The organism is Pedobacter terrestris (assembly GCF_052343045.1).
GTDB lineage: Bacteria > Bacteroidota > Bacteroidia > Sphingobacteriales > Sphingobacteriaceae > Pedobacter.
Genome location: NZ_CP180264.1, coordinates 3,629,663 through 3,648,521, shown reverse-complemented (window position 1 = coordinate 3,648,521; position 18,859 = coordinate 3,629,663). Strand labels below are relative to the sequence as shown.

The 18,859-nt window shown below is 37.1% G+C and carries 18 protein-coding genes and 1 pseudogene; 9 read left to right on the top strand and 10 right to left on the bottom strand.

Annotated features, from left to right (window positions below):
* Positions 1 to 5: 5 nt before the first annotated feature.
* A complete protein-coding gene (locus ACJVDH_RS15480; protein ID WP_443944307.1) occupies positions 6 to 1,832 on the bottom strand; it encodes a tetratricopeptide repeat-containing sensor histidine kinase in 1,827 nt (608 codons plus the stop codon).
* Positions 1,833 to 2,307: 475 nt separating this feature from the next.
* Here ACJVDH_RS15480 and ACJVDH_RS15475 point away from each other — a divergent pair, with 475 nt between their 5' ends.
* The 5 genes from ACJVDH_RS15475 (at position 2,308) to ACJVDH_RS15455 (ending at position 8,335) form a co-directional block, all read left to right on the top strand.
* Positions 2,308 to 2,547: a TIGR04139 family peptide modification target gene (locus ACJVDH_RS15475; protein WP_443944306.1), complete on the top strand. Its 240-nt coding sequence runs from the start codon at positions 2,308 to 2,310 to the stop codon at positions 2,545 to 2,547.
* A 133-nt stretch (positions 2,548 to 2,680) separates the two neighbouring features.
* On the top strand, positions 2,681 to 3,583 hold the full coding sequence (gene gwsG / locus ACJVDH_RS15470) for a grasp-with-spasm system ATP-grasp peptide maturase (protein WP_443944305.1): 903 nt from the start codon (positions 2,681 to 2,683) through the stop codon (positions 3,581 to 3,583).
* A 160-nt stretch (positions 3,584 to 3,743) separates the two neighbouring features.
* Complete coding sequence (gene gwsS, locus ACJVDH_RS15465; protein WP_443944304.1) at positions 3,744 to 4,850, top strand: grasp-with-spasm system SPASM domain peptide maturase; 1,107 nt, start codon at positions 3,744 to 3,746, stop codon at positions 4,848 to 4,850.
* A complete protein-coding gene (locus tag ACJVDH_RS15460; protein ID WP_443944303.1) occupies positions 4,840 to 7,038 on the top strand; it encodes a peptidase domain-containing ABC transporter in 2,199 nt (732 codons plus the stop codon). Before gwsS ends, ACJVDH_RS15460 begins: the two co-directional genes overlap by 11 nt.
* Positions 7,028 to 8,335 (top strand): HlyD family secretion protein, encoded by a 1,308-nt coding sequence (locus ACJVDH_RS15455; RefSeq protein ID WP_443944302.1) that lies wholly within the window; start codon positions 7,028 to 7,030, stop codon positions 8,333 to 8,335. Before ACJVDH_RS15460 ends, ACJVDH_RS15455 begins: the two co-directional genes overlap by 11 nt.
* 252 nt (positions 8,336 to 8,587) lie before the next feature.
* Here the strand turns inward: ACJVDH_RS15455 and ACJVDH_RS15450 are convergent, their stop codons facing one another.
* From ACJVDH_RS15450 to ACJVDH_RS15430, 5 genes are all read right to left on the bottom strand, one after another.
* A complete protein-coding gene (locus ACJVDH_RS15450) occupies positions 8,588 to 8,716 on the bottom strand; it encodes a helix-turn-helix domain-containing protein (protein ID WP_443947630.1) in 129 nt (42 codons plus the stop codon).
* A gap of 403 nt (positions 8,717 to 9,119) precedes the next feature.
* Positions 9,120 to 10,616, bottom strand: coding sequence for a Fic family protein (locus tag ACJVDH_RS15445; protein WP_443944301.1), 1,497 nt, complete (start codon positions 10,614 to 10,616; stop codon positions 9,120 to 9,122).
* 319 nt (positions 10,617 to 10,935) lie between these two features.
* Positions 10,936 to 11,085 carry a hypothetical protein gene (locus ACJVDH_RS15440; protein WP_443944300.1) on the bottom strand — a complete coding sequence of 50 codons (150 nt, stop codon included), beginning with the start codon at positions 11,083 to 11,085 and terminating at the stop codon, positions 10,936 to 10,938.
* Between the two features lie 190 nt (positions 11,086 to 11,275).
* Positions 11,276 to 12,175: a nucleotidyl transferase AbiEii/AbiGii toxin family protein gene (locus ACJVDH_RS15435; protein WP_443944299.1), complete on the bottom strand. Its 900-nt coding sequence runs from the start codon at positions 12,173 to 12,175 to the stop codon at positions 11,276 to 11,278.
* The gene (locus ACJVDH_RS15430) at positions 12,159 to 12,932 is read right to left on the bottom strand and encodes a type IV toxin-antitoxin system AbiEi family antitoxin (RefSeq protein ID WP_443944298.1); all 774 of its coding nucleotides are present in this window, start codon (positions 12,930 to 12,932) and stop codon (positions 12,159 to 12,161) included. Before ACJVDH_RS15430 ends, ACJVDH_RS15435 begins: the two co-directional genes overlap by 17 nt.
* Positions 12,933 to 13,404: 472 nt before the next feature.
* Here ACJVDH_RS15430 and ACJVDH_RS15425 point away from each other — a divergent pair.
* Both ACJVDH_RS15425 and ACJVDH_RS15420 read left to right on the top strand, forming a co-directional pair.
* A pseudogene (locus ACJVDH_RS15425) lies at positions 13,405 to 13,497 on the top strand (helix-turn-helix domain-containing protein); the annotation flags it as partial.
* A 48-nt stretch (positions 13,498 to 13,545) separates the two neighbouring features.
* Positions 13,546 to 13,932: a hypothetical protein gene (locus ACJVDH_RS15420; protein ID WP_443944297.1), complete on the top strand. Its 387-nt coding sequence runs from the start codon at positions 13,546 to 13,548 to the stop codon at positions 13,930 to 13,932.
* 316 nt (positions 13,933 to 14,248) lie between these two features.
* Here ACJVDH_RS15420 and ACJVDH_RS15415 read toward each other — a convergent pair whose 3' ends face one another.
* From ACJVDH_RS15415 to ACJVDH_RS15405, 3 genes are all read right to left on the bottom strand, one after another.
* Positions 14,249 to 14,758 (bottom strand): hypothetical protein, encoded by a 510-nt coding sequence (locus ACJVDH_RS15415; protein ID WP_443944296.1) that lies wholly within the window; start codon positions 14,756 to 14,758, stop codon positions 14,249 to 14,251.
* Positions 14,759 to 14,762: 4 nt separating this feature from the next.
* On the bottom strand, positions 14,763 to 15,338 hold the full coding sequence (locus ACJVDH_RS15410; RefSeq protein ID WP_443944295.1) for a hypothetical protein: 576 nt from the start codon (positions 15,336 to 15,338) through the stop codon (positions 14,763 to 14,765).
* Positions 15,339 to 15,466: 128 nt separating this feature from the next.
* A complete protein-coding gene (locus ACJVDH_RS15405; protein WP_443944294.1) occupies positions 15,467 to 15,949 on the bottom strand; it encodes a hypothetical protein in 483 nt (160 codons plus the stop codon).
* 64 nt (positions 15,950 to 16,013) lie between these two features.
* Between ACJVDH_RS15405 and ACJVDH_RS15400 the strand changes: the two genes are divergently transcribed.
* Together ACJVDH_RS15400 and ACJVDH_RS15395 are read left to right on the top strand one after the other, a co-directional pair.
* Positions 16,014 to 17,462, top strand: coding sequence for a hypothetical protein (locus ACJVDH_RS15400; protein ID WP_443944293.1), 1,449 nt, complete (start codon positions 16,014 to 16,016; stop codon positions 17,460 to 17,462).
* A 3-nt stretch (positions 17,463 to 17,465) separates the two neighbouring features.
* Entirely contained in the window at positions 17,466 to 17,975 is a 510-nt protein-coding gene (locus ACJVDH_RS15395; RefSeq protein WP_443944292.1) for a hypothetical protein, read from the top strand.
* 496 nt (positions 17,976 to 18,471) lie between these two features.
* Here the strand turns inward: ACJVDH_RS15395 and ACJVDH_RS15390 are convergent, their stop codons facing one another.
* Positions 18,472 to 18,858 (bottom strand): hypothetical protein, encoded by a 387-nt coding sequence (locus tag ACJVDH_RS15390; RefSeq protein ID WP_443944291.1) that lies wholly within the window; start codon positions 18,856 to 18,858, stop codon positions 18,472 to 18,474.
* Position 18,859: the final 1 nt, after the last annotated feature.

Here is an 18,859-nt window from a genome sequence, read left to right as displayed (position 1 = left end):
ATAAGTTAATCGGTAATTATTGGAATCATGATGTCAACGAATACTCCTGATTCAGTATCCGTTTCTTTATTTTTTACTTCAAACCAAGCTTGCTGGCCTTTTGCAGTGAACAGCAAATCCAACCGTTCTTTGAGGATGATCTGGGCAAGGGATTGTTTCTTATGATGTTCTGCTGTTTTTTTAGTCAAACCACTTCCGTTGTCGTCAATTTCAATCACCAGGAGATTATTTTTAATGCCAAAGGAAACGGTTAACAAACCCTTATAGTCAATATTTCTAAAACCATGTTCAATTGCATTTTCAACAAAAGGTTGAACCAGCATAGGGGGAATAAGCGTTTGATTCTGATCGATCCGGCCATCAACCGTAATTTTATAGTCGAAAACATCAGCATAGCGCATTTGCTGTAGCTGAAGGTAGTTGTTGAGCGAATTAATTTCCTCTTCAATTTCAATAAAATCTTTTCTGTTTTGCTCCAAAACACCACGCAAAAGACCAGAGAAAGAACGCAAATAACAAACCGATTCATCAATATGGCCAGAAGCTACGAGGCTTTGTAGATTGGCGATTGCATTAAATATAAAATGCGGATTAAGTTGCGCCTGCAGCATTTTTTGCTCTACAACTAACCTCTGGTTTTCAGATTTAAGTAATTTGTTTTTTTCTTTTAGTCGCTGCTGACGGTAGATTATAAAAAAGAAAAAGACGATGATCATAAACATCAGCATTGCTAATACAAGCGTCCAGCGTTGCTGCTCTATAATGGTTTCGTTAAGTTTGTTTCGATTATTTAATTCTGCTATATTCCGATCTTTCTTTTCGGTTTGATATTTTTCGTGGATCTCCGCAACTTTAACCGCTTCGATGGCTTTGTAGTTGCTCAATTCGATAGAATATGCAGAATCCGCAGCCTGAAGCGCATGTGCAAAATCTCCTTTTATTTTATACGCTTCGATGAGTCCATTGTAATAAAATTCCTTCGGCCTGACCGAGAGATCTCGTTTTTCGAATGCGATTCCTGCTTTATAGTACTTAATGGCAGAATCGGGCTGATTATTTTGGGAGAATGCGGTAGCAAGGTTGTTGTAAGCAATGCCATTAAGGTTGTTGGTTTTTTTAAGGAAGTTGAAATAAATTCTGCTGCAGGACAGCGCTTTTCCAGGTTGTTGCTGCCGGCTGTAAATCTGTGATTCGTTATCATAAGTGCGGGCCATTGCCAGGCTATCGCCAAGTTGCTCAGCCAATCGCCGGGCTTGAGTATTGTAATAAATCATTTTTTTAAAGTCGCCCAGCCGCGTTGCAAGCAGAAATGAAATATCATAATAGCGCTGTTTAATTACGGGATGTGTGTTAAAAGGATTATGTTTAAAGTAATTCGCCGCGTACTCAATAGATTTTTTTTCATTGCCGTTCTGGAAATAGGCCTGCGCGAGTAAATCATAAAAATAATAAGTTAACCGGCTGTGGCTATGTTCAGAAATTTTTAAAGCGGCAAAAATCTGGCTCATTAAAGCAGGTTCTACCATTGATCCCTGGGGCATTTTATGGGTTAAAATGCGATAAGTTTTTAACAGCTCAATGTCGTCGTTTGCTTTAAGCCCTTTCATTTTCTGAAAGGCAATTAAGCCACTATCCCGTTTCTTTTCGAAAATATATTTTCTGGCGCGAAAATAATGGTAATATGGATTTGAATTTCTATCCGGATCCTTGCTCAATACACTGTCTTGCTGATACACTATTTTTTTTACTGCCGCGATCGACAAGGTGTCGAAAGACAAGATAAGCGATAAATTATCCTGGAATGCAGGTTTTATAACCAATGGTTTTTCCACCTTAGCATTTTCATTCTTATTCCTGCAGGCAAAAACAATTGAAAAGCATAATGTACAAAGTATAAGTGTTCTCGCAGTGACATTCATTAAATATGGGATTGGCTAATAATACATATAAAACCGCCAAATGACAGGCATTAATATTTCTTTAAAAGTATAAATACTAAATCCTAAATAAAACAGCAGACAAATATCTGTCGGCTTTCATTCTATATCTGTACGGGTTTAATGTTTTTCTGAAGATTCTTTTAAATATATCGGCAAATTTTAATACGTCATTTCCTTATACGAGGCCGAAGTAAATCTCTAATCGCAATTGATATTTTACGAATATGCATGCAAAATTAACGGAAAAACCCTCAAAGTGCCCGCATATCAACTGCCATTTGTAAAGGCTTTAGTTTGTGTCGAATTTTAGATAACAAAACCTAAACGCCAGGGTAAGATGGCGAACATAAACATCAATTAAAAAAATATGAAAAATTTAAACGGAATGAAGAAAGAATTTTCTTCACTGGAAAACCAAAAACTTAACGATTTGACATCAATTAACGGAGGAAGAGCTCTTGGTGGCTATACTTCAATTCAATCTAATGTTTTCGTAGGAGAAGGATGTATTGAGTATGACCACTATGAAGGTGCAAATGGTACAGGTGGATATATTTACAGAGAAATCCGTCGTCTTGCACCTGGAGAACCTATCCACAATTACTAAATCTACCTAAATAAAGTTTTAGCCATTCATTCTGGTAAAACTTCATTTGAAAAACATTTTGAAAAAAGCTATGGGCTGCTTGTTTGATGCAAGCACCCATACTACATCTTCCACGGTATAAAGTGTATAAAAAGTGATATTAATTATATCCAAGAAGCAAGAGACTACAACCAATGAAGTTATAAAATGGCTTGTAGCAATGGATAAAAAATTCATTCGGGTAGATGAGGATGAAGTGTTTGAGATCAGAGTCAAAGAAAAACGCATCTACATTGAAAGCCAGAGAAACTGTTTTTATATCGATGATATTAGTAGTGTGTGGTATAGAAGGGGTGGATTGAAATTTAAAAGCCTTCAATATGATAATCCTTCAGTAAATATTCACATGCAGGAGCATCAACACTGGCTGCAAGATTATGTGATAAAAAAAATAGAATCTAAAAAGCACATCAATAAGAAAAGTACAAGCGCTGTAAACAAGCTGTGGGTTTTGGAACAGGCAAAACAATTGGGGCTCGATGTTCCGGCGTATTATTTGGCTGAAGATACCGCTGAAGTGGTGTTGAACAAGACCATTATTAAGCCATTAACCGGAAATATAACTTTGGATGCCTACAAAGAATACGGAGAGAGTATTATGTACACCAATGTTATAGATCATAGTGAAGAAGCAGATTTTTTTATCACATTTTTTCAAGAAAAAATTGAAAAGGATTTCGAGATCAGGAGTTTTTATCTGAACGGAAAGTTCTTCTCCACAGCCATAATGTCTCAAAATGATGAACGAACCAAAACAGATTTCAGAAAGTACAATCTCGAAAAACCAAACCGAAATATAAGATACAATCTTCCTGTAGAAATTGAGGAGAAAACCCATCAATTGATGCTATTACTTGATGTGAATTGTGGTTCCATAGATTTTATCAAAAGCGGGGATAAATTTTATTTTTTAGAGGTCAATACCGTTGGCCAATTTCTGGGAGTAACCTCTATATGCAATTACGCAGCAGAGAAAGCAATAGCCGAATATTTATGAGATACCAGATTGAAGAAAAAAATAAATTGCCACTCACGTTCAAATTTGTGGATGAATACAGAGGCAATAAAACTGATCAGAAAATTAATGATGTGCTTTACGGTACATCTGACAGGTATAAAACTGAATTTCTAATGCTGGTAAGACCTAACAAGCCGATTTGCAGACTGTTATGAGGTACTTTAATTTATTCAGCGTTATTTTGATAACAAAAGGAGCGAACAGAGTTCTCATTTCTGATCTGCAGAGAAACAGTTCTGAGCTGCAGTCCTTAGAGTTCTATACCATAGTTGAGGAGTTGAAGTCAGATTCTATTGAAGATGTATTTGCCCTTTATGATGAAGGATCTAAAGAATTTGTACAAGAATATTTAGATTTTTTACTGGAGAAAGAGTACGGGTTTATTTCAGAAAATAACTGGGATTTAAGCTTTCCGCCGCTAAGCCTTGAATTTAGAGATTCCAGCACGATATCCAATATGTTTATGGAAAGCGCTGATTTATTGTTATTGCCGCGGTTGATTCAATCTATCGAAAATCTGGGCATCAGGCATTTGGTAATCTATTGTGAACAGCCGCTTTCGTTAGCCGCTTTTCTGAGCTTAGAAGAGTCGTTGAGGAATTCTTGCGTGGAAAGTGTTGAAATTTTTGCTCCATACCATTCAGGTATTGATGAGCATTTTATAAACAAATTAAATGAACAATGCGCGAGAATTTACAGTTTGGTCTTTCATCAATGTGAAAATGCTCCTTTTGAGGTTAGCGATATTTTCAAATTTAATCTTGTTTTTATCCCTCAGCATTTAAAAGTTAATTCCTGCGGGAAAGTAGATATCAAGTATTTTGATACAAACCTCCTAAAGATTTCTGAAGCATTCAATCACAATTCCTGCCTCAATAAAAAAATAGGTATTGATCTACATGGAAACATTAAAAACTGTCCTGCAATGCCTGAAATTTTTGGGAATATTAAGGAGGTTTCCCTGGAAGATGCAATAAATAATTCAGAATTTCGGAAGTATTGGAACATCACTAAAAATGATATCGCGGTTTGCAAGTCTTGCGAATTTAGAAATGTATGTACAGACTGCAGGGCATTTACAGAACGTACAGACACCAACGCTGCAGGTTTAGATATATCTAAACCACTAAAATGTGGCTACAATCCTTTCACAAATAATTGGGAAGATTGGAGTACGAATCCGCTTAAACAAAAAGCGATGCAATATTATAATTTGTTACAAACGGTACAGGTACATGGGGCTTAAAAAATTTCCGTTCTATAAACAACCCGATGCTAAAGATTGTGGGCCTACTTGTTTGCGCATAATTGCCAAACACTACGATAAGAGCATTCCTTTGCCTCAAATAAGAACCCTTGCCCAAACAACCAGAGACGGAAGTGGACTGCTTGGTTTGAGCAATGCCGCAGAGACTTTAGGTTTCAGGACTCTGGGTGTTAAAATTAATTTTAATACACTTTTAGCCGATGTACCACTACCGTGCATTGTACACTGGAATAAAAACCACTATGTGGTTGTATATAAAATTGATAATACAGGTAAAGTCTATGTTTCTGATCCGGCTTACGGCCTGATTTCCTACACTAGAGCAGAATTTATAAAATACTGGATTGGCGCAAATGCAGATTCAAATACAGAAGAGGGAATTGCCCTTGTTTTAGAAACAACTCCCGCATTTTATAACAATCAATTTGAAGATACAGCTAGCAAAACCAGCTTCTCTTTTCTTTCCAGGTATGTACTAAAATATAAATCGCTCATATTTCAACTCGCTATTGGCCTGTTGGCCGGAAGCTTATTGTCGCTTATTTTTCCCTTTCTTACCCAAAGTATTGTTGATGTGGGCATACAAAACCAGGACTTAAATTTTATATACCTGGTTTTACTGGCTCAGGTGATGCTTTTTGTGGGTAAAATGGGAATTGAAATCATTAGGAGCTGGATTTTGCTACACCTTTCTACCCGAATTAACATTTCAATCATTTCCGATTTTTTCATCAAGCTGATGAAACTTCCAATCAGCTTTTTTGATACGCGGATGACAGGTGACATTATGCAGCGCATCAATGATCACCATCGGATAGAACAATTGCTCACCAGCTCCTCGCTCAATACCATCTTTTCGATGGTCAACCTGATCATTTTCAGTATCATACTGCTCATTTACGATTACCGCTTATTCATGGTTTATCTGCTTGGCGCACTTTTATATACGGGCTGGATTGTTTTTTTTCTTAAAAGAAGAAAACAGCTCGACTATAAAATGTTTGCTCAGGTTTCTCAGGAGCAAAGTACAGTGATAGAGCTGATTAATGGAATGCAGGAAATAAAATTGCACAACGCCGAGAAACAGAAACGTTGGGGTTGGGAGTTTTTGCAAATCAGGTTATTCAAGATCAAAATTAAAGCACTCTCTTTAGAACAATGGCAGTCTGTTGGTGGCAGTTTTATTAACCAGATAAAAGATATTCTGGTAAGTTTCCTGGCCGCAAAACTGGTTTTAAGCGGCAATCTAACATTAGGGATGATGCTTTCCGTACAGTATATTATTGGCCAGCTAAACAGCCCGTTAATGCAACTCATAGATTTTATTAAACAAACACAGGATGCCAAAATTTCTCTGGAAAGATTGCAGGAGATTCATGATCGGGAGAATGAAGAAAATACTGAATCGGAATATGCATCGGAAATTGGGCAAAAAGACATTGTGCTTCAGTCGGTTTCCTTCAAGTATAACGGGGCTGAATCATTGGTTTTCCAGAATTTAAACCTAACCATCCCTTTCCAAAAAACAACAGCTATAGTAGGACTTAGTGGTAGCGGAAAAACTACGCTTCTAAAGTTATTGACAAAATTTTATGAACCCGATCAGGGTGAAATCAAAATTGGCAATACCGATATGAAATATATTTCTCCCAGATACTGGCGAGACCATTGTGGTGTAGTGATGCAGGAAAGTTATGTATTTAACGATACGATCGCCAATAATATCGCCATTGGCGAGGATTCAATTGACAAACAGAAATTAAGAAAAGCCATAGAAATTGCCAATATACAGGACTTTATCGAGCGGCTTCCCTTGAGCTACAACACTAAAATTGGTAACGAAGGGATGGGCATGAGCGGTGGACAGAAACAAAGGTTATTTATTGCGCGGGCGGTGTATAAATCGCCTGAATATATTTTTTTCGATGAGGCCACAAGTGCATTAGATGCCAATAACGAAAAGATAATTATCGAAAACCTCGGCCAATTCTTTAAAGGAAAAACCGCTGTCGTAATTGCACACAGGTTATCGACCGTTAAAGATGCGGATAAGATAATTGTGCTGGACAAGGGGAGGGTGGTAGAAGAAGGCAATCACAATGAATTGGTCGCTAGAAAAGGGGAATATTATCAACTAATTAAAAATCAGCTCGAACTTGGAAACTAAAAAAGATAAGCTAGACGAGCTACAGCTTCGCTCGGAAGGTGTGCAGGATATTTTATCTGAACCACCTCACTGGATGATTCGTTGGGGAAATATGGTTATTCTCCTCATCATTTTAATGATTTTGCTGATGAGTTATTTCATTAAATATCCGGAGTTCGTACCTGCAACAATTGTGATTACCTCACAAAATCCGCCAGAAAAATTGCAGATTAGAATGGATTCAAAGATTGAAAAAATTTTCATCACCGACCATCAAGCGGTAAAGAAAAACCAGATACTAATGGTTTTACAATCTACAGCGAATTATAACGATGTTTTACACCTCAAAGCCATTGTTGATTCTATTTCTCCTGCGGGATTACTCACGTTTCCGGTTGATCGGGTTTCGAGATTTAAACTGGGAGATTTGCAGGGCGATTATAACGCATTTGCAAAGGCATTTCAGGATGAGGCGTTATTTAACAGACTCAAACCTTATGCGCCAGAAAACGTAGCGACCGCTCAAAATATTCTAACAAACAAAGCCAGAATAGTTACGTTGAAGAAGCAAAAAACATTTGAAAGTTTAAAGTTCGAGCTTGTAAAGAAAAACTATAACCGTGCTCAGCTTTTGTTCAGTCAAAAGGTGATTTCTGCTTCAGAATTCGAAAATGAAAGAATTAAATTTTTACAGGCACAACAAAATTTAGAGAACGTTGACATCTCGCTTTCACAAACTGAAGAAGCCATTTTTAACCTTAATAAAAGTAAAAGTGGAACAATCATTAATGCAGAGAAAGATAAAATCAATTTCGCTTCACAGACTTTACAATTATTCGAACAATTACGACGTTCGCTAAGGGAATGGGAACAAAACTACCTGGTGATTTCTTCTACAGATGGTGTAATAAGTTTTCAGCAGTTTTGGGGTGAGAATCAACTCGTAAAACGTGGAGATCCTGTTTTATCTATTTTACCTCATCAGAAACATTCGCTTATAGGAAGGATGTTCGTCGCAGCAGCCAATTCCGGTAAAATCGCCCGTGGGCAGAAAGTTTTAATTAAGCTTGACAATTACCGCTTCCAGGAATATGGTATTGTTGAAGGTAGAATTCAAAATATATCTTTCACTCCTGATGACAAAGGCAATTACTATCTTGATGTATTGCTGCCTAAGGGCTTGAAAACTTCCTATCAAAAAATACTTCCCTTCGATAAAGAGCTAAAGGGAAATGCCGAGATCGTTACACACGACTTACGTTTGATTGAACGTTTTTTTTACCAATTTAGAAAACTTACAGGCTACCAGTCAGGCTAAGATTAGCTTTAAAAAAAAGTATTTCCATAATGCATCATTATCATAGCTCTGAATATCGACCTGATTATGGCATGCCATTGGGTAGGAGTCACTGTAAAATCAAGGCCAGTCACAACATTGACTTTTACCTCAGCTAACGAAGTGCTCATTTTTTACGTCCCCGTTTTCGTGAATTACTATCTGAATCTTTTAAAACATCATCTATCGAGTTGAAATTTGGCTTTGAAGGTTTTAGAGCATTAATCATTTCGTCTATACACCGACCACCATGAGAAATTTAAAGAAGGATTCTAAAGATATCCAACCTTTCTGTTCAAACTTCCGCAATGTCGGTAAGGGGACGCCTGCGCGTTTTGCCAGCTCCTCTTGTGTCAATTCCATTGCTAAACGTCTTGCTCGAACATTATATGCAATTTTTGACTGTGCTTTTGAAGGAGATGTAAGTGATATCATTTTGTTAGTTTATGGTTAATAATCATATTAAATAACATTATAATACAGGATGCTGCTGATCGCATCAGCACTACCAATATCTGAAAATTCGGATGGAAAAAATATCTTTCCGTATTTATTCTTAAATATCACACTAACTGTCTGATTGTGTGCTGAATATTCCTTGTTAAAATAAATTATTTTGTCACAAATCCATGAAATATTTGTGACAGTTTCTACTACCTTTTTTGGCTCAATTCGCGATTCGCGAATTGAAAATCTTTTAAATTGAACGCTGGAGATAAGATTGTGAAATACCGAATATATGCTGCCTAATTCAAGCATTCCTGGTTTAGTTGTTATCAAAGATGTCGTTATAGATTTTTTCCATTTCCGCAAACTCTTCCTCAGTGATTTCCTCAAAATTTTTCTTCCTGCGTTTTGGGAAAACACCCTTATTTTGATGTAAGAAGATGATAACTTCGTTTAATCTTCTATCAGGCATGTCTATTAGGTTTTGCAGTTCTCGCTTTAACTCATCATACCGTTCTAAAAAATGAAGTTCTTCAGATAGGTCCTGCTTAATTGTCGCTTGTATAGTAGTAGCAAGATAAGCACATTGTTGAGTTAGATCAGGGTATCGAAAATACGCATTGACTTCATTGGGATTAGTGATTATTATTTCTCCTCGTTCGTCCCGTTTGAACTTTATTCTCTGCATTAAAGGTTTGGAATAATTCTCTAACGCTGCATCATAATCTCTCATATTGTTGACCATATGCGCAGATACAGGTATGATTAACCCATGCTCCGACACTCCATCACGAGTCAGCATGTCATGAATTAAAAACCTATGGATTCTTCCGTTACCATCCTCAAATGGATGAATAAATACAAACCCAAACGCGATGATAGCCGCCCTCACTACAGCAGGCCCACCAGTTGTTTTTTCTTCCAACTCAATTAGACCCTCCATCATAGATTTAACCATATCAGGCGGAGGACATATATAGTGATAAATTTCCTCCATGCGATAGTTGGTTTGCCCAACAAAGTTCTGGAAATTTCGGAAACCTTTCTGAGCATAGCGTTGATCGACAATGGCATTTTGCAATTCAGTTAGGCTTTTGACATCAAGCACTTCAGCGCTCGGAGTAGTTCCAGCTTTATACAAAATGGATATAAAGCGGTCGATTCTTTCAGGCGACGGCTTTTCACTCTCTATTTCGTATGAGGACTTGGTTTCTTTCCTATATAAATATTGGGTTGCCCTTTTAAAGACTTCAGGTGAAAACTCTTCTTTTAATTCTTCAATCTCTGCTCTATAATCAATATCTAATACATCCTCTATGGCCTTTGTACGACGGACAATTGGGCAGAATTTTCGTCCTCCTAAGAGATTATCATTAATTCTCCACCTGCTATTCTTGATCTGCTTTCCTGTAACATATTGTTCTTCATCCAATAAATTCACGTAGTTGCCGCTGGGTTCAGTAGTAAGGTCAAGTTGTTTACCAGTCAACCATTCATAAAGAAACCCCAGCTTCCGGCTGTACTTACCTGAGGGGCTGGCGGAAATAAACTTATCCAGTTCTTTTCGGTCTGCACGTGCAAATACCGCACTTAGAAAGTCAAAATTAATATCCTCATATTTTAGAAGGAACTCTAGATGGTTCGGTACCGTATTGCCCCCAGGAGCGTATTTCGGCCCAAACTGCTGATCTATAGTACCATCAGCAGCCATCTCTATCTTATTTTGAGTCCCAATAAAAGACCGTTTTGTTACTCCGTACCCTTCCAGATTCAAATGTTCTTTTAACCATTCACTACCTACTTTGTTCTTCGCCATTTTTTTCAGTAAAACGTATATTTTTTCAGTAAATTTAATAAAATACCGATATAAGCCAGTAAAATAATTAAAAAATCAATACAATGAGTATAAAAGAGCTTCCATTAAGTAAAACAAATCTAGTGTTTGTAAAACGAATAAAATCAATTAGATATTGAGTAAAACTGTTACATCATTATTAATTAAATTGGTTAGCTCCCTTCTTACAATACTTTTACTCAACTCAACTCAACTCCTTCTGTAATAGCATTCGCTCTACTTCCGGGCTCATTCTCAATAAAACTTACTATCCTGCTTAGCCTTTCTCTCACTTTTGTATTTATTTCCCAAAAGCATGGACAATCTGATCATTTACTGTTGCATTTGTACCTTCACCTTTTTGGTCTCCTAACGGAATAGGAACTCTAAATACATTCTCCTCTATAAACTCAGGTTTTCCAGATGAATAATATTTTAAATACTTATTCAAATTTAATATGCCAGAGCCTAGTTCGTCGACCAGACCAGGTTGCATAAAAAATTTTGAGATTGTAGGTGTTTTATAAAAGGAGTAAATCTATCCGGAGAAATCGGTCTATCGCCGTGAGGATTACTGGCATTGAAAGTTGCAACATAATCCTTAAACATGGTAAGTGAGCGCATGTATTATTCATATTCTTCTATGGTAATTTAAGTGCTTTTTTCAATTCCTCGAGCATGTCCTTGTGTTTGTTGGGATTCTTCTCCATTAGCTCCTGAAGATGCTTCATCTTCCATTTGATTGACGGAAAATGTGAGTATGCGTATTTTTCCCACTTAGGGGTCACATTCTTAAACGCAAGGAGAAACTCCCTGTCTATTTTATCAAGTCCGTTGGTAACTGTCTCAACAAGTTTTACTTTTATCTGCTGGTATTCTTCATAGCTGAGGGCTTCCGATGTCATGCCGTTAAACTGTTTTTGTAATGCAGATTTCTGGTCAATAAAATTTGGATTGAGCATTTCAAAAAGTGGGCGTTTTGCACCCAACAGACAGAAAAGAAATCCTTTTTTAATTTCATCATTAAACCCTTCGTTTTCAAGCAAGTATTTTACATCGAAAACGTCCCTTGGGTGCTGGCGGTCTAGGGCTGCACAAATCTTTCCTCCATAGAGTTGCCCTAGCGGCACTACTGCAATCTCACAAAATGTATTATATTCTTCCTGCGCTCTTTCGCACAGCACTCTAACTTCTGGCTCTTCATATGCCCCCCTTCCCATCCTGCTCACCTCGAGTTTGATAGATGCCTGCTTTGTACTGATCAACAACTTGGAGACTTCTGCTTTTAAGACCGCGGTAGCGTTCATTGACTTTTCGATATCCGACTTAATTCTAGATAATGCATTGTTGATTTTGCCTATCGAAGTATCCCAGTCTTCAATCTGTAGATAGGTGAGATCAATATCTACCGAAAGCCTTGGCATGTTACGAACAAAAAGATTAATCGCCGTTCCACCGTGCAACGCAAAACACTTCTCCCTAGCCACCAGCGGCAGCACGTCAAGCAAAAGCTTGACCTGGCTCTTATATACTTTCTCCATTTTTCATTAGTTCTTTAGGTACTGTGATCTGGTATTTCTTCACATAAGCACCGTTAGGCACAATACTTCTTTTTCCTGAACCCAGATCCAAACAGTCCTGTTTTAAATATTTCACCCAAGCGTGACCGGCTTTTTCAGCCATGAAGAGGAACAGCCGTTTCACTTTCACAGAATTACAGCCCTCAAGAAGTTTCTGAACCAGTTGTGGTCGTAGATTTGACATCCCCTCTAATATCTCATAGCACTCCATGATATTCTGGTCCCGCGAAGAAAGGTAAAGACATTCCAGTAATGCCCTTATTTCACCAGAAATCCTCACTTTGAAATTCTGGATGTTGGACTCCACCATTCCAATTTCATCTTCAAGAAAATTTGAGCTATTATAATCTATCGTTACCTTCCAATCATATTCAGCGAACCATTTAGGCAACTTTTCATCGGCTCTGCTAAAAAGTACCAACCGACTTTTACCCATCTGCAGATAATGGGACCTACCCATAATTGCTAGGGCTGACTTTCCTCCAATGTGTACTGAAAGTTCCATCTGCTTTTGAAGAGTATATAAGGCGCCTTCTACCGAGACCTCATCCCCAGACCTCTTGCTTGCTCCATTGCCGATAGGCACTAGCCAACCGCTTTCTTTATATCTTTGCTGGAGTGCGTGGCTATATCCGTTACGTAACATCCAACCACTGGTAAATATTGTACCATAAGGCTGGGAGTGAAGCAACTTGTTTATTTTAGACTGATTTTTCATACTATTAGTATCAAAAATACTTATAAAATAAACCTAGTCCAAAATCTAGTTTAAAAAAAAATAAAAAATAATACTATTAGTATCATAATAATTTGTTTTTTAAACCATCGTATGGAAATTATCTGCCTAGTGGTGATACAAATAATGGCAATTAGATTAAGATTGACAAGACAAATTAAAACGATTTCAGTTTACATTGCCAGCAATTTATCTACAGAGTTTCGTAACTTTTGTATCTGGATATTCTGGAGTATGTTGACCCCCCAATTATGTTTCCTAATTTCGGTTTAAGGTAAAACCATTTAAAGCTTTTACTGACATTCCGGCGGATATTGACCCTACCCTTGGGTATTTAAGATTTTGTAATGGAACATGTTGACCCCATTCTTTAATTTGATTTGGCTTACTTAGGTAAATAACCTTTTACCTAAAGTAGAATAGGATGGCCGGAAAATCGAAAGAAATGAGTTAGATCGAACAATTATTAAGACTTCACAAACAGGGTGATTCTATAAAAAGCATAGCCCGGAATCTTGGGATCAGCAAGAATACTGTTAAGGCATATATATCCAAGCTGGAGGCTGGAAAGATTCCAATTACGGAACTTCTGGAAATGGAAGACCCATTATTAATGGGAAAATTCCATATCGGAAGTCCTGCCTATAAAGATCCACGGTTCGAATACCTTCGCGCGAACCTAAGTTATTATGCGAAGGAACTGGAATCGGTCGGGATGACCCGTCTACTTCTTTATGAGGAATACCAGGCTGGATGCAAGCCTGGATACAGCTATGCCCAGTTTTGTTTCCATCTAAGGCAGCAACTGGTGGCCAGGCGTCCCGGTATGACACTGGAACACCTTGCCGGAGATAAGCTATTTGTTGATTTTGCTGGCAAGCAAATGCATTACATCGACAGGGAGACTAGCGAAGTTGTGCCCTGCCAAATAGAAAATGGGAGGGTAGTATTTATAAAAATAATGCTATTGGGTTTAATGTAATAGGACTGTGCTAAGCAACTTGAGCACTGAATTTTATATCCTGGATTAGGAAGAAGGAGTTGAGAAAGTTTTAACAAGAGGTAAGCATATTTACATGCTTACCTCTAGAAATTAACGCTCTCAATTTGAGATGTGAGTTTCTCATACTCACGATAGTAAACCTACATTTTTTAATTAATTTAAAAGCACTGTTTTCACTTATTATTTCGATTGGTAGCGGCTTTATTACTTCTTGAAATATGTTTGAAATAATGCTTCTGCACTAAGGTTATTTTTGAGAGACTTAATCTTAGTGACACTTGAAGCTTTGTTATCATTATTTCAATTCTATACTGTTTAGCAAATTATCTAAAATTTGTTTTGCTTGTTCCGCATCCTTTAGCTTGAAAGCTATGCAGCCTTCAATACCCTTTAAGTTTTTAGATTCGGAAATAAACCAGAAATAAGATTCATCATCCTTACTCACGGTCTTTACAAAGAAGCTGAGATATTTGAACTTTTGGATGCTTCCGGAAAAGGTTATTTTTCTTTTAAAATAGTATTCCGGATCACCATATGAACTCTGTTTTATCCGTTCCAAATCAACAGGATAAGGTAGCTTAAAATCCTGAAAGGAAACGACTACGTTATCAACCTGATAGGTATTGGCCATATTATTAGGTACAGAGAGAAGCTTAAAGTTTGATTTTGTATAACTTATTCCTGCGCTCTGTGTTAATACTTCAGATTTCTTTGGTACCTGTAGTTGGGCTACCTTGCTCAATGGCTGTTGGGCAAGTGAAAGAAAAGGAATGAATGTGAGCAATATAAATAATATCTTTTTCATAGTTTTAATTGTTACAAGGGATTTCAATAATAGCATTATTATTATTTAATTTGAGCGGTTTGTAATCATTTGAACCTGGATCTGATTTATACAAGTTCAAAAAAGCTCCAAATTTCAGCAAAAACCGGACCCCGGGTGCAACATTTCCTTCGCCTCCTAGAGCGTAATAATTGTTGGTATACTCATTGGAATTGGAATTCTTGTAATTGTTATATTCAACCAAAAACCCGGGCCAATTTTTTACTGTCACAACATAATTTCCATAAGCAGTCACGACTGTTGTGGATACCATCGCCTTATAATAGGCAATGCCTACACCACTGTTTTCCACCGTAGCGAGGTCTGCAGCCATGTGCATGATGTCTGATGGTGAAGGAGCATTTCCATCCATGTGGGTATGTGCTTCACCAATTTTAAAACCATTGGCTACATTCCAAGAGAAATTTGGTGCAAACCAGTTCGCGCCTGTGTTGGTTGTTATACTCGTGTTCTTATATCCATCGGCCGATCCCAAACCGGTAAGTTTAATCGCGGTCCCACTTTCAGAAGCAGCAGGATCTAAGCTGGTACCGTTTATCATTTTTTTTAGAGAATCCAGTCTGATAAAAATTGAATTTATAATGTACGAACTCAGATTTAGTATTTAAAAAGAGGATGTGAAGGCTTGATTGTATTTTTTTTACGTTACAGAACAATGATGAAATGGATTTATTTTACTAAAATCTGGATGAACAACTCCGATAACATTTCATGATCGCCAGAAGCGATGAAGTTAGTAACCTTTATAGAGTTACCAACTTTGGATACAGTATAGCTAAGATTAAACATATAAATCTGTTTAGATTCATTTAGTTGCGACACATTACACTGGTGGCCAAGCAATTTAAAAATTTGCCCGACAATAGTCGAGTTGTCACCGATTGGTGTTTTTTGAGCCCAAGTTGAGCTTGAAATACCTAAAGTCAGAACAAATAGTGTTACTCTTAATATCTTCATTGTTATTTTAATATTCATATAATTAAACCGTAAAAATGTAAAACAATATCTAGGGGTATTTAGTACCTGTGTAGCCTGGTTTAGTTGTATCTCATTCTTGAGTATTAACAACATATTGCTTGTCGACATTTCGATACTCCCGCCTTGTGCCAATGCTTGAGCTTTATTACTATCATAATTAGGATTATATGCCAATACACAGCATATTTATTTGCTAAATAATAACGACATTTGGACAAAAAATAACTAATCATTAAAAATGAAACACTCTCAAAAGGCTTTCAGTCTATACTGGAAAAAAATCGGTATTGGCTTGCTCGCGTATCTTATGGTATTCTCAGCATGTAAGAAAAACTACAATTCTGAAGAAATCCAAAAAGGCCCAATACTTACCGAACTTGAATCCTGGTACCTCAAAAACAAAACTAGTGGTTTAGATAAGCAATTACCCGGTATCCAGCCGGATTGGGATCGAATGTCAACAATTTATGCTGGAAACAGCATTATCCATGAGATTGAAGTTTTGAATCCAAACCATATCATCACAGCAGAGACAGAAATTGAAACATTGCAAATTGAAGAATATCAAAAGAGGAACCGATTTCGTCTGGTCATTGTGAAAAACATTGAAACTGGTAACATAACTGGCAATTTCATGAATTTGGTTTCTGATAGTCCCACTCAAGATTTCGCGAGCGTTCGCTACAAAAATGTAGGAAGCTTTTCCGGTATTGTCCAGTATTACCAATTGAATGGGAAATATAATGTAGGATGGCATTATAAACAAGGAAAAATAGACATCAAGTATACTCGGTATGAAATACCCACTCCAGGCTCTAAAGTGGCCGTAATGATTCCTTGCGGCAGTTCACCTCGTTATGCTACCTTTTGTTTTAGTGATGTGAATGGTGGAGCCGACATCTGTACCAATAGCATTATTGGTTATGACATAAAGATGTGTGACATCCAGAGTTTTGAACCTGATTACGGCGAGAATACCAGTGGCGGTTATGAAGAAACAGTACAAGGTCCAGATCCAGTGCTAGATACAGACCCTTGCGTGGGAAAGGCCAAGATTAAAACTAAAGCAATGATTGCCCGTATTTCCATCGCAATGGATTCTTTGAAGAAAACTATCGTTGGTACGAGTCTGGATGATGGTGCTTCTGAAAGTGGAACAGCATTCAAATTGACTGGCTTGGGTTCTGCTGATGGATACAAGAATACACAAATAACCACCAATAATGGTACAATATGGCAGGCACCTAGTTTTACCTGGAATATGACAGATGGATTTAAAATTGGCGAGGCTCATACCCATCTTGACGGGAATGCTCCGTCTCCATCAGATGTGATGCACATGGCTCAAGATTTAGCAACTGTTGCAAATAGTGGAGTTGGGGTTGATTACTATAAAGCCAACGTGTCTACTACAGTTGTCACTGCATATGGAAATTATGTAGTTACAGTCAAGGATTGGGATGCTTTTTTAGTTGCATACCAGAATTACAATAATACACCTAGTACGCAATATAATGCGGCATATCTTGCACTCGGTGGAGAAGGAAATGTCGCACCAGGAGTTCGGTTTCTGTTAAAATTTGGAGCTTTTCTAAACCTGTACAAATCTAACCCTGGTTCCAATGATTACACGCCTTTGCAACTAAATAATAGTAATGCCGTTATTGATAAACCCTGTAATAATTAAATTATGAAAAAGATATTATTTATAATATTCACATTTATTTCATCCCTCACATTTGGTCAACAGTCGCTAAGCAAAGTTGCAACCTTGGCTAGTCCGAAAAAATCAAAGATTCTTTTGCAAAGTGAGGGACAAAGTTATATTACATCAAATTTTAAACTTTTGCCATTTCCAAAAGTAATGTCCACAACTTATCAGATTGGAGATATTCTTGTCTCTTTTCAGGATTTTACATTGCCCTATGCCGTTTCCTTGAAGTCGTTTGAAGAAAGAGCATATGACCTTTCTGAGCCATATTACAATAGGAAAATTGTTTGGAGCGGAAAGATCCAAAAATTCAAGTATCAGGATTTCTACGTAAAAACATTATCTAAGGGTGATGAATCTTTTATTTGGTTTATTTCTGAATCCAAAGAGTTAAAAGGTGTTGAAGGATATATCGCCTTTAAGCAAAAAGATGCTGAAAAAGCCAAAATGACTTTGGAGGATCTGCTTAATAGTATTCAATTGAAATAACGAAATTCATTCAATTTAGAAAGTTCGCTTTTGCATTTTTTAGGTGAAAATACTCAAACATTTATATATTTTTTTAGTTTTACCATTGAGAGCGTTAATTTAGATACGGGTACATTACTTCGGTTATGTATCCCTTCTTTTTTAATTAGTATATTAAAAAGCCCTGCATTTCTGCAAGGCTATCCAATGCGCTACATTTCATTTATGCATTAACTGCCAAAAAGCAATCTTCTTTGAGTGAATTAAATGGAAATGTCGTAACATATCAACAATTTATGGACTTAAAAGACTGCAATTAGTAATGAAAAATCAATTATAGTTTTTGGGTTATTTTTATTAATCCCAATTTTGATTGGTGTATATGTCTCGTTCTTGTAGGATTATAAATAGTCATAGGCAATCTGGATGTATTTTTCTTTGAACAGTTCTTTTTTTCGCACACTCCAGCCGGATATGCCGCTAACAATGTCTTGGAGTGATTGGTTTGGATCTTTTTTCAGCAAAAAGGCACCGAAGAAAGTACTTCCAGTGAAAGTTCAGTTTCGAATCCTTTGATAAAACCAATTAGTGATTTGAGCCTTGTAGTCTGGGTATATGTTAGGTTCTGATGAACATATTTTTTTACTTCGTCCACCTTTTTATAATTAAGCTTCAGGGGCTCAAATACACCTGCGGAATTCTGTTCCAAATCATTCAGATAGGTGCCATTCATTGCGAAAAGAACATAACCGACACCTTGTGCATAGGGATCATAATGGCTAGCCTTGAATTGGAGTTTAAGATCTTCACCCATTCTCTGTAGAAAATAAGCAAACTTGTTGGCAGAGAATAAACTGGAATACTCACCCAGTGCTTGGTAATAAAATAAGGCATACAGTTGCATC

Coding starts and splice junctions, on each gene's coding strand:
- ACJVDH_RS15445 (WP_443944301.1), bottom strand. CDS start 10,616: ATGGCGAAGAACAAAGTAGGTAGTGAATGGTTAAAAGAACATTTGAAT.
- ACJVDH_RS15475 (WP_443944306.1), top strand. CDS start 2,308: ATGAAAAATTTAAACGGAATGAAGAAAGAATTTTCTTCACTGGAAAAC.
- ACJVDH_RS15450 (WP_443947630.1), bottom strand. CDS start 8,716: ATGGAATTGACACAAGAGGAGCTGGCAAAACGCGCAGGCGTCCCCTTA.
- ACJVDH_RS15390 (WP_443944291.1), bottom strand. CDS start 18,858: ATGCAACTGTATGCCTTATTTTATTACCAAGCACTGGGTGAGTATTCC.
- ACJVDH_RS15435 (WP_443944299.1), bottom strand. CDS start 12,175: ATGGAGAAAGTATATAAGAGCCAGGTCAAGCTTTTGCTTGACGTGCTG.
- ACJVDH_RS15395 (WP_443944292.1), top strand. CDS start 17,466: ATGAAAAAGATATTATTTATAATATTCACATTTATTTCATCCCTCACA.
- ACJVDH_RS15430 (WP_443944298.1), bottom strand. CDS start 12,932: ATGAAAAATCAGTCTAAAATAAACAAGTTGCTTCACTCCCAGCCTTAT.
- ACJVDH_RS15400 (WP_443944293.1), top strand. CDS start 16,014: ATGAAACACTCTCAAAAGGCTTTCAGTCTATACTGGAAAAAAATCGGT.
- ACJVDH_RS15410 (WP_443944295.1), bottom strand. CDS start 15,338: ATGATAAACGGTACCAGCTTAGATCCTGCTGCTTCTGAAAGTGGGACC.
- ACJVDH_RS15415 (WP_443944296.1), bottom strand. CDS start 14,758: ATGAAAAAGATATTATTTATATTGCTCACATTCATTCCTTTTCTTTCA.
- ACJVDH_RS15420 (WP_443944297.1), top strand. CDS start 13,546: ATGGAAGACCCATTATTAATGGGAAAATTCCATATCGGAAGTCCTGCC.
- ACJVDH_RS15460 (WP_443944303.1), top strand. CDS start 4,840: ATGGGGCTTAAAAAATTTCCGTTCTATAAACAACCCGATGCTAAAGAT.